This is a genomic window from Clostridium celatum (genome assembly GCF_021412605.1).
GTDB classification, from domain to species: domain Bacteria; phylum Bacillota; class Clostridia; order Clostridiales; family Clostridiaceae; genus Clostridium; species Clostridium celatum.
The window spans coordinates 68,128-80,649 of sequence record NZ_JAJKGM010000014.1 but is presented as its reverse complement, the minus strand read 5'-3'; the positions used below and the strand labels follow the sequence as shown (position 1 = coordinate 80,649).

The 12,522-nt window shown below is 27.1% G+C and carries 13 protein-coding genes and 1 riboswitch; of the genes, 12 read left to right on the top strand and 1 reads right to left on the bottom strand.

Features of this window, described 5'->3' with window-relative positions; all coding sequences use genetic code 11:
* Positions 1-130: 130 nt before the first annotated feature.
* Positions 131-994 (bottom strand): phosphotransferase, encoded by an 864-nt coding sequence (locus LPC13_RS08080; protein WP_005214077.1) that lies wholly within the window; start codon positions 992-994, stop codon positions 131-133.
* 184 nt (positions 995-1,178) lie between these two features.
* Between LPC13_RS08080 and cobT the strand changes: the two genes are divergently transcribed.
* From cobT to LPC13_RS08020, 12 genes are all read left to right on the top strand, one after another.
* Complete coding sequence (gene cobT / locus LPC13_RS08075; RefSeq protein WP_005214078.1) at positions 1,179-2,279, top strand: nicotinate-nucleotide--dimethylbenzimidazole phosphoribosyltransferase; 1,101 nt, start codon at positions 1,179-1,181, stop codon at positions 2,277-2,279.
* Positions 2,280-2,330: 51 nt separating this feature from the next.
* Entirely contained in the window at positions 2,331-2,894 is a 564-nt protein-coding gene (locus LPC13_RS08070) for a bifunctional adenosylcobinamide kinase/adenosylcobinamide-phosphate guanylyltransferase (RefSeq protein WP_005214079.1), read from the top strand.
* A gap of 11 nt (positions 2,895-2,905) precedes the next feature.
* Positions 2,906-3,661, top strand: a complete 756-nt coding sequence (locus LPC13_RS08065; protein ID WP_005214080.1) for an adenosylcobinamide-GDP ribazoletransferase — start codon at positions 2,906-2,908, stop codon at positions 3,659-3,661.
* Positions 3,662-3,742: 81 nt separating this feature from the next.
* Positions 3,743-4,120: a bifunctional adenosylcobinamide kinase/adenosylcobinamide-phosphate guanylyltransferase gene (locus tag LPC13_RS08060; RefSeq protein ID WP_040419688.1), complete on the top strand. Its 378-nt coding sequence runs from the start codon at positions 3,743-3,745 to the stop codon at positions 4,118-4,120.
* A gap of 161 nt (positions 4,121-4,281) precedes the next feature.
* Positions 4,282-4,887: a histidine phosphatase family protein gene (locus LPC13_RS08055; RefSeq protein ID WP_040419689.1), complete on the top strand. Its 606-nt coding sequence runs from the start codon at positions 4,282-4,284 to the stop codon at positions 4,885-4,887.
* A gap of 19 nt (positions 4,888-4,906) precedes the next feature.
* Positions 4,907-5,854, top strand: a complete 948-nt coding sequence (gene cbiB, locus LPC13_RS08050; RefSeq protein WP_195244313.1) for an adenosylcobinamide-phosphate synthase CbiB — start codon at positions 4,907-4,909, stop codon at positions 5,852-5,854.
* A 25-nt stretch (positions 5,855-5,879) separates the two neighbouring features.
* A complete protein-coding gene (gene cobD / locus LPC13_RS08045; protein ID WP_005214084.1) occupies positions 5,880-6,953 on the top strand; it encodes a threonine-phosphate decarboxylase CobD in 1,074 nt (357 codons plus the stop codon).
* A gap of 24 nt (positions 6,954-6,977) precedes the next feature.
* Positions 6,978-7,157, top strand: a riboswitch (cobalamin riboswitch).
* 303 nt (positions 7,158-7,460) lie between these two features.
* Positions 7,461-8,390, top strand: a complete 930-nt coding sequence (locus tag LPC13_RS08040) for an ABC transporter substrate-binding protein (protein WP_005214085.1) — start codon at positions 7,461-7,463, stop codon at positions 8,388-8,390.
* Entirely contained in the window at positions 8,371-9,402 is a 1,032-nt protein-coding gene (locus tag LPC13_RS08035; RefSeq protein WP_005214086.1) for a FecCD family ABC transporter permease, read from the top strand. The genes LPC13_RS08040 and LPC13_RS08035 overlap by 20 nt, the downstream gene beginning before the upstream one ends.
* Positions 9,403-9,411: 9 nt before the next feature.
* On the top strand, positions 9,412-10,167 hold the full coding sequence (locus LPC13_RS08030; protein ID WP_234088739.1) for an ABC transporter ATP-binding protein: 756 nt from the start codon (positions 9,412-9,414) through the stop codon (positions 10,165-10,167).
* A 158-nt stretch (positions 10,168-10,325) separates the two neighbouring features.
* On the top strand, positions 10,326-10,988 hold the full coding sequence (locus LPC13_RS08025) for a Dph6-related ATP pyrophosphatase (protein ID WP_005214088.1): 663 nt from the start codon (positions 10,326-10,328) through the stop codon (positions 10,986-10,988).
* Positions 10,981-12,456, top strand: a complete 1,476-nt coding sequence (locus tag LPC13_RS08020) for a cobyric acid synthase (RefSeq protein ID WP_005214089.1) — start codon at positions 10,981-10,983, stop codon at positions 12,454-12,456. Before LPC13_RS08025 ends, LPC13_RS08020 begins: the two co-directional genes overlap by 8 nt.
* The last annotated feature ends 66 nt before the right edge of the window (positions 12,457-12,522 follow it).

Here is a 12,522-nt window from a genome sequence, read left to right as displayed (position 1 = left end):
TATTAAATTTTATCCACAACTAATAATAGAAAAACCCTCTGTTTTTAAACAGGGGGTTTTTCAACAAACTGATAAAACTTAACCTATGGTTAAGTTTTTTCTTTTATATAAAGGGCAAAAAATTGCCCTTTTAGCTTTTATAAATTCTTATAGAATTATGATCTAGTAATTCATTAAAAATCATTTTAGCACCAGATAAATAATCATAATCAGAATTAGAATCAGTAGATTTTAATAAAGACCAAGTAGCATTATAAAATTTAACTACAAAAAGATAGTCTAAAAGCCTTTCGTAATATTCAACTTTAAAATTTCCTAAATAAAGTTTTAGCAAATCCTTTCTAGATTTTTCAGTTAAAAACCATGAGATAGTTGCTAAATCGAAAAATATATCACCCATAGAAGAATACTCATAATCAACAAAATATAAATTATCGTTACTTAAAATAATATTTGAAGCATTTAAATCGTTATGACAAAGTCCAATTAAAGGACTTTTATTAAGTTTAATTTCTAGATTGTTTAAGTAATCTAATAGTATATCTATAGAGGTGGGTAATGGAAGATTTAAGTCTTTACATATATTAATTCTTTTCCTTATATGATTAAAAGGATTAAACAATTTTTCGCATTTTAAATTATGAAGCTTTCTTAGAGAGTTAGAAAGATTGTGTAAAAAATTAATTGAAGAAAAATCGTCTAAAGATGGCATAACTCCATCAATCCAAGCAGTAATCATATTTCCGCTTTTGGGGGAAAAGTAGTATAAATTTGGAGCTATATGTATTTCGCAAGCTTTATTTAATATTGATAATTCATTATTTCTATCAGTATGTATATAATTATGTGTACAAATTTTTATAAAGTAAGGTGTATTGTTATAAAGTACTTTATAATTTTCACTACTAAGTCCACCAAGTCTTTCTATATACGAAATATTTTTGACATCCCAAGCTGTTTGAGATTTTAAAAAATTTAATAAGGTAGTATTCATGCTATTCTCCTAAATGAATCATTAAATTTCACCAAAGGGTAAATATATAATTTGATAAGATAAATTTGCAACTTTCACTAAGATAAAAAGTTGCTTTAAATAACAATATTGACATTTAAATAAATAATAAAGTATTATAACAAAAAAAGCTGGTGTTTAAAATAAATATGGAGGTGAAAAATAAATGGAAAATCAAATTATTGAATTTGAAAAAATAGTCAATGGAATAACTGGTGCTGATAAAGAGGTAATGAAAGAAGCAAAATTAAGAGTTGATAGTTTAGCTAAACCTTTAGGAAGCCTAGGAAAACTAGAGAGTATTGCGATAAAGTTTTCAGGAATTACAGGAAAAATAAAAAATGAAATAAATAAAAAATGTATAATAATAATGTCGTCTGATAATGGGGTTGTTGAGGAAGGCGTTGCATCAGCACCACAAAGCGTTACTTTAGCTCAAACTATTAATTTTGGAAGAGGGTTAACAGGAGTAGCAGTGTTAGCTAAGCAAAATAATGCTGATTTAAAAGTCGTAGATATTGGTGTAAATACAGATAAGGAAATACCAGGGGTTATTAATAGGAAAATTAGAAAAGGTACATCAAATATAGTTAAAGGACAAGCTATGAGCTATAGTGAATGTATAAAGGCTATAAATACTGGAATTGAAATGGCTAAAAAAAGTTATGAAGAAAAGTATAGTATATTAGGTGTTGGAGAAATGGGAATAGGTAACACAACTACAAGTAGTTCAGTCCTTGTTAGTCTTACAGATTGTACTATAGAAGCAGCTGTTGGAAAGGGAGCAGGAATAACTAATGAAGCATTTGCTAAGAAAAAGTGGGTAGTACAAGAAGCTATAAAAGTAAATAAACCAGATAAAAATAGTCCTGTTGATGTACTAGCAAAAGTAGGTGGATTTGATTTAGCTGGAATGGTTGGTGTATTTTTAGGAGCAGCCTATTATAAGCTACCAGTAGTTATAGATGGTTTTATTTCAGCTGTTGCAGCACTTGTAGCAGTTAGACTAAATCCATTAGTAAGGGATTATTTAATTCCATCTCATTGTTCTAAGGAGATTGGATATAATATTGCAATGAAAGAATTAGATTTAGAGCCAATGGTTAATTTAGATATGAGGCTTGGAGAAGGAAGTGGATGTCCTATAGCTTTTTCTATAGTTGAATTTAGTTTAGCTATGATGAATAATATGGCTACTTTTGAAGAAGCAGAAATAAATGACGATTATTTAGAAGAAGTAAGAGGAGAAGAAAATTATATAGTTTAGAAAAATTAAATATAATGTTAATTTACATAAACTATATTTTTAGGAGCGATTATGATTACTTTGGTTGTAGGTGGAGCTAAAAGTGGAAAATCAATGTTTGCGCAAGATTTAGCAAAATCTTTAGAGAATAAAAATGGGAAACTATATTATATTGCAACTATGAATCCATATGATTTAGAAGATTTAAAAAGAATAGAAAATCACTTAAATGAAAGAAAAGGATATGGATTTAATACAATTGAAGAACCAGTTAATATGATAAATGTTGCAGAAGTATTAGAAAAAGAAGATACAGTTTTAATAGATAGCATTACATCTATTGTTACAAACTCTATGTTTAAGGGAAAAGAATTTATTAAAGAAGTTAGTGAAGAAATAATATATGGATTAATAAATATTACAAAAAAATCAAAGAATGTAGTTTTTGTTTCTGATTATTTATTTAATGATAGTATATTATATGATTGTTATACTGAAAACTTTAGAAAAGAGCTTGGCGTTATAAATAGGGAATTAGCTAAAATAGCAGACGTTGTAGTTGAATGCTCTTATGGAAATGTAATTTATCATAAGGGGTTTATGGATATTTATTCCAAAAGTATAATGAATGAATAAAGGAGAAAACAATGAAAAAATATTATAAGGGATTATTAATGGCTATAAGTATGTTTACCATTATTCCATTACCACATTATGAATGGGATGATGAAGGTGGTAAAAATATAATGAAATTTTATCCTATCATAGGTTTAATTGTTGGACTTATATGGTATTTTAGTTATAAGTTATTATATTTAATAGGGGTAAGTACTATGGTAGTAGCAGCAATAACTATGATAGTACCTTTTTTAGTAACAGGAATGCTACATTTAGATGGATTTATGGATGTTTGTGATGCACTTTTATCTAGAAGAGATAAAAATGAAAAACTTAGAATTTTGAAAGACCCTCATACTGGAGCTTTTGCTGTAATATCTGTAGTTATGTTGTTTACAGTTAATTTTGCAGCATTATATACTATCGTAGATAATAATAAGAATTTAGTAGGATTAATTTTAATACCTATAATTTCAAGAAGCTTAATAGGTTTTTTATTATTAAATAAAGAGTCTATGAAGGAGAGTTCTTTAGGTGCTTTTTTTAAACAAGGAACAGGAAAAGTAGATAAAGCGATACTTTTAAGCTTTTTAGTAATAACAACAGTAATAGCTATGATTATTTTTAATTTTTATGGAATAATACTTTCAGCTGTAATGATAATTATAAGTACATTATTAGTAAATAATGCTTGCAAGGAGTTTGATGGTATATCAGGTGATAGTGCAGGTTATGGGCTTGTTATTGCAGAGTTAATTGGAGTTTTAATATTAAGCATAATTTAGTATTTTATAATTTGAGAATAATATACTTAGTAGTTATAGATTAAAAGTAATTATATAGATTATTATTTGGAGGTGTGTAACTTGATTTTGATTTTTGGTGGTGCCTATAATGGTAAGTTAGAATTTATTAAAGAAAAATTTGAAGTTAGTGATGATGAGATATTTTATTGTACTGATAGTAAAATAGACTATTCAAAAAAAGTAATTTCAGGATTTCATAAATTTACATATAGTAATGTTTTAAATGAAATAAATTCATTACAGTATATAAAAGAAAATATGAATTTATTTCAAGATAAAATTATAGTTTGTGATGAAATATCAAGTGGAATAGTTCCTTTAAAAAAAGAAGATAGAAAGTGGAGAGAAGAAACAGGAAGATGTCTTCAATTTTTATCAAAAGAGTCATCTAGTGTATATAGAGTGTTTTGTGGTATACCAACAATAATTAAAGGTTAATTACTTTATTAACTGACAATATTATTTGTTGGTTTTTCTTTTTATCAATATAAATAGATATATTTCTTAAACTTTTATATGCTTTTGAGATAAAGTGTTAGTTGTACAATAGGTTTAAAAATGATATTCTCGTAAGAGATAATTGTAAGGAGAATAAACTTATGGAAAATTTGATTGTATATTTAATTAGACATGGAAAAACAGAGGCTAATGAGAAACATCTTTATTGTGGTAAAAGTGATATATCTTTAAATGATAACGGCATAAGTGAATTAAGGGAATTGAAGAGTAGAATTAACTATCCCAATTGTAAGATGATTTTTAGTAGTGGGGCTAAAAGGGCAAATGAAACAATAAATATTTTATATCCAGCAGTTGAGTATAAGGAGATATCAGAATTTTGGGAATACGATTTTGGTGACTTTGAAATGAAAAGTTACGATATGCTTAAGGACAACAAGGACTACATAAATTGGATAACTGATAGAAATGGACAAGTATCATGCCCAAAGGGTGAAAGTAAAATTCAATATAGAGAAAGAATTAAAAAATCTTTTAAGAAATTTATTGAAAAATCTTTTGATGATGAAATTGAAGCAGTGTGTTTAGTTTGTCATGGTGGAACAATAGGAACTATACTAGAGATTTTTTATGATAATAATAAAAGCTTTTATGAACATCAACCAGCATGTGGAAGGGGATATAAAATTAATATAGAAAAAATATCAAAAAAAGATTTTAAAATTATAAAGATAGATAATATTTAATTATAGAAAGGTTAGAAAAATGATGCAAATAATAATAGGATTTTTATTAGACTTAATAATTGGTGATCCACAAAATCCAATTCATCCAATAAGATTAATAGGTTCATTATGTAGCTATACCGAAAAAATATTTAGAAAAATATTGAGAAATTATTTAAAATTAGCAGGATTATTAACTTGGATAATAGTAGTTTTAGTTGTATTTTTCTTTAATTATTTATTGCTAAAAGGAGTAAATGCTATTAGTCCAATTTTATCCATAATACTAGAAGCTATTATGATTTATTTTTGTATAGCAACAAAAGCACTTAAGGATGAGGGCTTAAAAGTAGTTAAATTTATAATAAATAATGATATAAAGGGAGCAAGAAAGCAATTATCTTATATCGTAGGTAGAGATACTAATAATTTAGATAAAGAAGCGATACTTAAAGCTGTTGTAGAAACGGTTGCAGAAAATATGTCAGATGGTGTTATATCACCACTTTTTTATGCTGGAATTGGGGGGGCACCTTTAGCATTTCTTTATAAAGCAGTTAATACTATGGATTCGATGTTTGGATATAAGAATGATAAATATATAGAATTTGGATATTTTCCAGCAAAATTAGATGATGTATTTAATTATATACCAGCAAGATTGACAGGATATTTTACTATTATAGTTTCATTTATTTTAGGATTAAACTATAAAAATAGTTTAAATATTTACAATAGAGATAAAAGAAATCATAGTAGTCCTAATAGTGCGCATCCAGAAGCGGCGGTTGCGGGAGCACTTGGAGTAAAATTAGGTGGAGCTAATTATTATTTTGGAAAACTTGTAGAAAAACCTACTATTGGAGATGATTTAGAAAGAGTGGATTTAAATAAAGTAAATATGACCAATAAGATTTTATATGGAGTTTCTATATTGGGGTGCACTATGGCAGTTATATTAAATGTTATAGTATCAAAATTGTTATAGAAAATAATGAAATGAGGTGTAAGTCTTGGCTATACATGGAGGAAATATTGAAGAAATAGGAAGAAAATATAAAATTAATTCAAAGGAAATTATAGATTTTTCAGCGAACATAAATCCATTAGGTTTAAGTAAAAGTGTGAAAAAAGCAATGATAGAGGCAATTGATAAGGTAGAAAGATATCCTGATATTACATATTATGACTTGAAAAACTCTATTAGTAATTTTGAAAATATAAGTAGTGAAAATATAAGTTTAGGTAACGGAGCAGCAGAAGTTATTTTTAATATAGTTAGAGCAATAAGACCTAAAAAAGCATTATTACCAGCACCTACTTTTTCAGAGTATGAAGAGGCAGTTTTAAGTATAGATGGAGATATAGCATACTATAACTTAAAAGAAGAAAATAATTTTAAGTTAGATAATAAATTTATTGAAGCAATAAAAGATGATATAGATATAGTTTTTATTTGTAATCCTAATAATCCAACGGGATTTTTAACTGATAATAAATTTATAGAAAAAGTTCTAAATAGAGCTTTAAAGACTAATACTGTAGTTGTTATTGATGAGTCTTTTTTAGATTTTATTAAAGAAAATAATATGTATTCAAGTAAAGAATTATTAAAGAAATATAAAAATACTATAATAGTAAAGTCATTAACTAAATTCTTTGCAATACCAGGAATAAGAATAGGATATGGATTATGTGAAAATAGAGAAATAAACGAAAAAATAAATAAGATTGTAGTTCCATGGTCTATAAATATAATAGCAGCTGAAGCAATTATCACAGCACTAGAAGATAAGAAATATATAGATGAAAGTATAATAAATGTAAATGAGGAAAAAATTTATTTATATAGTGCTTTAAAAAAGATAAGTAATATAAAAGTTTTTAATCCAAGTGTTAATTTTATTATGTTTAAGTTGTTAGATAATTTTGATTTAAAGGAAGAATTAATTAAGAAAAAAATATTAATTAGAAGTTGTAATAATTATATTGGATTAAATAATAGTTTTTATAGGGTTGCAGTAAGGACTAGAAAAGAAAATGAAAAATTAATTAGTGAATTACAAAAGATTTTATTTGACAAATAAAAGTAATGAATATATAATCAGTATGAAATTTAATCCATAATAGGTGACTTAAATCTTAATAGGGAATTAGGTTAAAATCCTAAGCTACCCCAGTAACCGTAATACTGACGAAATTCATTAAATTTGCCACTGCATTATATGCGGGAAGGTTTGGAGAGTAGGATGAAGTAAAGCCGGGAGACCTGCCTACTATGTAGAAAATATTATCTTCTGAGGGTGAGATAATAGGTACGAATAAAAGATGTTGCAAAATAAAAGTGATTATAGTAAATAGATTTAAGGTATAAAATTAATATTTTTAGATTGTTACAAGTAATTACTATAATTTTTAAATTATATTTTGCAGTAATTCCAATTTATTATGTATTTTAAAGTGCTCTCATAACTTGATGGCACTTTTTTTAGTTAGTAAAAAATATAGTTAGGAGAAAGTAAAAAGCTTAACTATTAACTTAAAATTCTAACTAAAATCAACCGCTCTAATATAAAAATTTAGGAGGCATAATAATGCAGAAAACAAGAAGAATAATATCATTAATGGCTACTTTTGTAATGGCTATGATGATATTTGTAGGATGTTCAAGTAAGCCTACAACAATGCAAGATAGAGAAGGAAATGAATTCAATGTTCCTACACAAGTTAACACTATAATATCTACTGCACCATCTAATACAGAAGTATTAGTAGCTTTAGGTTTAGCTGACAAATTGGTAGCTGTAGATAAATATTCAGCTGATGTTGAGGGGATAAGTGAAGATATACCTAAGATAGACTTTAGAAATCCAGATGCTGAAGCTATAATTGCATTAAATCCAGATATAGTTATTGCATCAGGGCATAATAAAGCTGGCGATGAAGATCCATTTGCTTTAATAAAAGAAGCAGGTATTCCAGTAGCATATATTCCAAGTAGTTATAGTATTGATGGGATATATGGAGATATAGAATTTATAGCAAGTTTAACTGGAACTGAAAAAGAAGGAACTGAATTAGTTAATTCTATGAAAAAAGAAGTTGAAGCTATAAAAGCTATAGGAGATACTATAACAGATAAAAAGAATGTTTACTTTGAAATAGGTTCAGGGTCTGGTCTTTATACATTTGGAAATGAAACGTTCTTAAATGAACTTATAGAGACAGTAGGAGCTACAAATATATTTGCTAATGAAAATTCATGGATAACAGTAACACCAGAAGCTGTTATAGATGCTAATCCAGATGTTATTTTAGCAAATACACCAGGAACTAATGAAGCAGGAAAGACTGCAGTTGAAGATATAATGAGCAGAGAAGGTTGGGACACGATAAATGCTGTAAAAGATGGAGATATTTATCAAATAGATAAAAATTCATCTTCAAGACCTTCACAAAATGTTATAAAAGCATTAAAGGAAATAGCTAAGGCTATTTATCCAAATGAATACAAAGATTTCTAAAAATAAAATATTATTAATACTGTCAATTCCCCTAGTATTATTAACTATATGTATTGGAACTTCCATAGGAAGTTCCAATATTAGCATATTTGATACTTTTTCTATACTAGCTAATAAATTTTTTAGTGTCCCATTATTAGAAGGAATTGATCCAAAACAAGTTGCTATTATATGGAATTTGAGATTGCCAAGAGTATTACTTGCATTTATTGTTGGGGGTTCTCTTGCAGCTAGTGGAGCAATAGTACAATCAGTATTAAAAAATCAATTAGCATCTCCCTATACATTAGGATTATCTTCAGGAGCATCATTAGGAGTAGGATTAATAATTGTTACAGGGATATCAATACCTTTCTTAGGAAGATTAACTATGCCTGTAGTTGGTTTTTTATGCAGTTTAATAACTATGGTAATAGTGCTTAAATTTACAGAAAAAGTAGATAAAGGAATGTCTAATACAACTATTATATTAGCAGGTATGGTTTTATCTTTATTCTTTAGTGCTACACTTACAACAATTTCAGCTTTAGCTTCAGATAAGATGGAAAGTATAACTATGTGGTCTATGGGATCATTTTCTATGAGAGGATGGAGTTATGTTAAAGCTGGTATTCCATTTTTTATTATAGGAATCTTAGGAGTATCATTTTATTTTAAAGAAATGGACGTTTTAACTTTTGGAGAAGAACAAGCAAAGACTATAGGCGTAGATACGAATAAAGTTAAGAGAAGATTATTTTTATTTGTAGCAATACTTACAGGTAGTGCAGTTGCACTTAGTGGTACTATAGGATTTATTGATTTAATTGCACCACATGTAGTTAGAAAATTATTTGGTTCAAAACATTCTTATGTAGTACCAATGTCAGTAGTTTTAGGTGGATGCATGATGATAATTACAGATTTAGTTTCACGAACTATAGTAGCACCTTCAGAACTTCCAGTTGGAGCAATAACTGCATTAATTGGAGGACCATTTTTTGCTTATATATATTTTAAAAAATCAAAGTAGGTGAGATATATGCTAGAAGTAAAAAGCGTAAGCTGTGGATACGATAGTGAAGATATTGTAAAAAATGTAAGTTTTAAAGTTGAAAGAGGAAATAATCTTTGTATAGTAGGACCAAATGGTTGTGGAAAAAGTACGCTTTTAAAATCCATAGCGAATCTTCTAGATTATAGGGGAAATATAACGTTAGATTCTAAAGAGATGAGCAAATTAACTAGAAAAGATTTAGCTAAGAATGTAGCTTTAATGTCTCAAGCAAGCAATATTTATTTTTCTTATACAGTTTATGAAACAGTATCCCTTGGAAGATATGCACATATTAAAGGTGTATTTTCAAAGATAGGCAAAGAGGATGATGAAATAATACTAAAAAGCATTGAAAATGTTGGTTTGTTAGATATAAAGGATAAACTTATAACAGAGTTGTCTGGTGGGCAGCTTCAAAGAGTATATTTAGCAAGAGCATTTGCACAAGATCCAGATATAATTCTTTTAGATGAACCTACAAATCATTTAGATTTAAAATGTCAAATTGAAATATTAGATTACTTAAATAAGTGGACTAAAGAAAATAATAAAATTGTAGTAGCAGTATTGCATGATTTAAATTTAGTTCAAACTTTTGGTGAAAAAGTAATAATGATGAATAATGGAAAAATAGTTAGTTCAGGTACCCCTAAAGAGGTATTAAATAATGATAAGCTTAAAGATGTGTATGGAGTAGATGTAAAAGGATTTATGATAGAAGCTTTAGAAAAGTGGAAATAATTAAGTTTTAAAAAATTAGTTTATAAGGTTTAATAATTAAAATAAATTAATGCAATATAAATATCTAATATAAATAATAAGCTGTAAGTAGGTTAGTATTTATATTAGATATTTTCTAATATTATTAGAACTTCTATTAATAAAGAAAGGATAAAATTATGAGAAAATTTATAATGTCATATAGTTGTGGAAAAGATAGCACGTTAGCTTTATATAGAATGATAAAAAATGGACATATTCCAGCTTCATTACTTGTAACAGTAAATAAATCAGAAAATAGATCATGGTTTCATGGAGTACCGGAAGCGTTAATAAAAAAAGTATCTAACTCGTTAAATATTCCAGTTATATTAGTAGAGTCAAAAGGGGATAATTATGCAAGCACGTTCACTGAAGCTTTAATACATGGTAAAAAGAATTTAGGAGTTGATTCATGTATATTTGGTGATATTGATTTAGAAGAGCATAGAACGTGGTGTACAGATAGATGTAATGAAGCTGGAATAGAAGCTATTTTCCCATTATGGCAAGAAGATAGAGAAGAACTAGTTTATGAGTTTATAGATTCAGGATTTAAAACAGTAATTAAAAATGTAAAACTTCAATGTATGGGAGAAAAGTTTTTAGGTAAAATTCTAACTAGAGATGTAGTTAAGGATATAAAAGGAACAGGATCAGATGCATGTGGAGAAAATGGTGAATATCATACATTTGTTTATGATGGACCTATTTTTAAATATCCAATTAAATTTAAAACTAATGGAATAGTAAAAAATGAAACCCATGGATTTTTAGATATAGAGGAAATATGTAATGAATAAGATAATGGTTTTAGGAACAGCTTCATCAGTTGGGAAAAGTACAGTAGCTACAGCTCTTTGCAGATACTATAAAAAAAGAGGATTTAAAGTAGCACCTTTTAAAGCATTAAATATATCGCTTAATTCATATGTAACAGAAGAAGGATTAGAGATGGGCAGAGCACAGGTTGTTCAAGCAGAGGCTTGTGAAATAAAGCCTGTAGCTTTTATGAATCCAGTTTTATTAAAGCCAAGCGGAAATGGTAAAACTCAAGTTATAGTTAATGGAAAAGTAAAGTGCACTATGGATGCTTATAAATATAAAGATTTAAATAGGGAACTAAAAAGTATAGTAAAAGAAACTTTTGATAAATTTTCAAAGGATTATGAAGTTATGATTTTAGAAGGTTCAGGAAGTTGTGCTGAAATAAATTTAAAAGAAACAGATATAGCAAATATGTCAATGGCAGAAGCTGCCGATGCTGATGTAATATTAGTTGCTGATATTGATAGAGGTGGGGTTTTTGCTTCTGTAGTTGGAACATTAATGCTTTTAGAAGAGGATGAAAGAAAAAGAGTTAAAGGTGTTATTATAAATAAGTTTAGAGGAAATGTAGATTATTTTAAAGATGCAATGAAACAACTTGAAGATATAATTAAAATACCTGTCCTTGGAGTATTACCTTACTTTAGCTTAGATATTGAAGATGAAGATAGTGTTACAGAAAGAATAAAAAATAAAGCTATTAAAGGGTTAGATATTGCGGTTATAAGATTACCACACATGTCTAATTTCACTGATTTTAACCCATTAGAAATAATGGAAGACGTAACTTTAAGATATGTGGAAAATTTAGAAGATATAAAAGAGCCAGATATTATAATATTACCTGGAACTAAAAACACTATAAATGATTTAAGAGAAATAAAGTTAAGAGGTATATTTGATAAAATAAATGAATTAAAAGAAAAAGGAACTATTATATTTGGTATTTGTGGTGGGTATCAAATGTTAGGTAAAAACGTAATAGATATAAATGGAATTGAAGGAGAAGTTACATCAGAAAAAGGATTTGGATTTTTAGATATAGAAACTATATTTGATGAAGAAAAAAGAACAAAGCAAATGATAGGAACTATACAAAGTACTGGAAAGCTATTAAATGGATTTAATGGAACAAATGTTACTGGATATGAAATTCATAATGGAGTAACAAAAGTATTTACTAAAGATTGTATTTTTATTAAAGGAAGTAATGAAGAGATTTTAGGAGTTCATAATGAAGAAGGAAATGTTTTTGGAACATATCTTCATGGAATATTTGATGAAACTAATTTTTTAAATCAATTTGTTAATAGTATTAGGAAATATAAAGGCCATGTAATTTGTGAAAGAGAAATAATAAATTATAGAGAGTATAAATTAAGTCAGTATGATGAATTAGTGAAGCTTTTTGAAGACAATATAAATATGAAAAGAATTATATAAGTTACTAGAAATAATCTTATATTAAAAAATCGCATCTATAATTAGGATGCGATTTTTTTTAGATAT

Bases quoted from the DNA above. Each gene is read 5' to 3' on its own strand.
- cobT (WP_005214078.1), top strand. From the start codon at position 1,179: ATGGAAAATCAAATTATTGAATTTGAAAAAATAGTCAATGGAATAACT.
- cbiB (WP_195244313.1), top strand. From the start codon at position 4,907: ATGATGCAAATAATAATAGGATTTTTATTAGACTTAATAATTGGTGAT.
- LPC13_RS08065 (WP_005214080.1), top strand. From the start codon at position 2,906: ATGAAAAAATATTATAAGGGATTATTAATGGCTATAAGTATGTTTACC.
- LPC13_RS08070 (WP_005214079.1), top strand. From the start codon at position 2,331: ATGATTACTTTGGTTGTAGGTGGAGCTAAAAGTGGAAAATCAATGTTT.
- LPC13_RS08020 (WP_005214089.1), top strand. From the start codon at position 10,981: ATGAATAAGATAATGGTTTTAGGAACAGCTTCATCAGTTGGGAAAAGT.
- LPC13_RS08080 (WP_005214077.1), bottom strand. From the start codon at position 994: ATGAATACTACCTTATTAAATTTTTTAAAATCTCAAACAGCTTGGGAT.
- LPC13_RS08055 (WP_040419689.1), top strand. From the start codon at position 4,282: ATGGAAAATTTGATTGTATATTTAATTAGACATGGAAAAACAGAGGCT.
- LPC13_RS08040 (WP_005214085.1), top strand. From the start codon at position 7,461: ATGCAGAAAACAAGAAGAATAATATCATTAATGGCTACTTTTGTAATG.
- LPC13_RS08035 (WP_005214086.1), top strand. From the start codon at position 8,371: ATGAATACAAAGATTTCTAAAAATAAAATATTATTAATACTGTCAATT.
- LPC13_RS08025 (WP_005214088.1), top strand. From the start codon at position 10,326: ATGAGAAAATTTATAATGTCATATAGTTGTGGAAAAGATAGCACGTTA.
- LPC13_RS08030 (WP_234088739.1), top strand. From the start codon at position 9,412: ATGCTAGAAGTAAAAAGCGTAAGCTGTGGATACGATAGTGAAGATATT.